This is a genomic window from Stenotrophomonas sp. Sm10, from assembly GCF_030985515.1.
GTDB classification, from domain to species: Bacteria; Pseudomonadota; Gammaproteobacteria; order Xanthomonadales; family Xanthomonadaceae; genus Stenotrophomonas; species Stenotrophomonas hibiscicola.
Genome location: NZ_JAPTFO010000205.1, coordinates 1 through 1,329, shown reverse-complemented (window position 1 = coordinate 1,329; position 1,329 = coordinate 1). Strand labels below are relative to the sequence as shown.

The 1,329-nt window shown below is 38.3% G+C and carries 2 protein-coding genes; both read left to right on the top strand.

What is annotated here, in order from left to right; all coding sequences use genetic code 11:
• On the top strand, positions 1-226 hold a 226-nt coding region (locus tag O0J15_RS21150; protein WP_308306295.1), incomplete at its 5' end, for a DUF4355 domain-containing protein.
• A 22-nt stretch (positions 227-248) separates the two neighbouring features.
• Entirely contained in the window at positions 249-1,274 is a 1,026-nt protein-coding gene (locus O0J15_RS21145) for a carbohydrate-binding protein (protein ID WP_308306294.1), read from the top strand.
• The last annotated feature ends 55 nt before the right edge of the window (positions 1,275-1,329 follow it).

Here is a 1,329-nt window from a genome sequence, read left to right as displayed (position 1 = left end):
AGCTAAAGCAATGTTAAGTGAACGTGACTTACCTGTTGAGTTAGTAAATGTAGTTGATTTGACAAGCGCAGAGACGGTATCTGAATCTATTACCTCTATCCAAAAAGCATGGGAAGAGTCAGTTCAGAAGGGAGTTTCTGAGCGTATGAAAGGTAGTGCACCTATCAAGAACGCACAAACAGTCCAGCAAGAAGTTACGGAAAAATGGCGTAAAGACTTCTTGTAATAAAAGAAAAGAGGAAAAATAAATGGCATTTGAAGAATTAAACACAGCAGAATCACGCAAGAAACATCTTGGGATTATTGAGGATGTGCTTGCAGTAAACTCATATTCAACACCACTTGTAACGTCAAGTGATGCAGTAACATTGCAAGGTCGCTCTTTCACAGTAGCAACTGGTAATACAACAGAACTGAAAGACTACAAACGTAACAAAGACAACGAATTTGATCACGTTGAAGTTGAAGAAAAGGTTTATACCCTTGATGAAGAAAAATATTGGGGTCGTTTCGTAGACCAATTGGATGAACGTGACTCTAATGGTCAAGTAAATATCAATTACGTTATTGCACGTCAAGCGGCAGAAGTAGTAGCTCCATATCTTGATGAACTACGTTTTGGTGCAGCTCTTGGCAATGTTAGCGACAACGTTACTATGGGCAAAGAAGCAGGAGCGAACAACGCCTACAATGCAATTCTTGATGTTTCTGAAAAACTAGATGAACTTGGAATTACAAAAGAGCGTTTGCTTTTTGTAACACCTAAATTCTACAAAGCGATCAAGTCTGAAATTGTTCGTCTACCACATGGTGACGCAGATAAGAAGGTCCTTGGAAAAGGATATGTTGGTGAATTGGATGATTACACAGTCTACAAAGTACCTTCTAAATTCTTGAAAGATGTTAATGCCCTTGCTACTGCTCCAGGTGTTGTTACTTCTCCAGTGCAAGTAGATAATACTAAGTACAACGATAACATTCCAGGTCGATTTGGTGAATTGGTAGAGCAATTGCTTTACACTGGTGCATTTGTTCTTGAACACTTCAAAAAATACATCATTACCATCGCTGATACTAAACCTAAAGCTAAACCATCTACTCAAGGTAAAGTTGTAAACCGTGCTAAAGCGTGGAAGACTGGAACAGCCTATAAAGAAGGTGATACAGTAACGCATGAAGATAAAGTCTATGTTGCTATCAAAGACATCACTAGCTCAACCAATGCACCAGACTCTGACTCAGCTAACTGGAAAGAAAAAACTGGTAAGAAATAGGTTTTAGTTATGAAATTTAAAATCAAACAAGATTTCTACGATTGGGAATCAAATG

What these genes read in the sequence shown, in the direction of transcription:
- O0J15_RS21145 (WP_308306294.1), top strand. Translation starts at nt 249, where the DNA reads ATGGCATTTGAAGAATTAAACACAGCAGAATCACGCAAGAAACATCTT.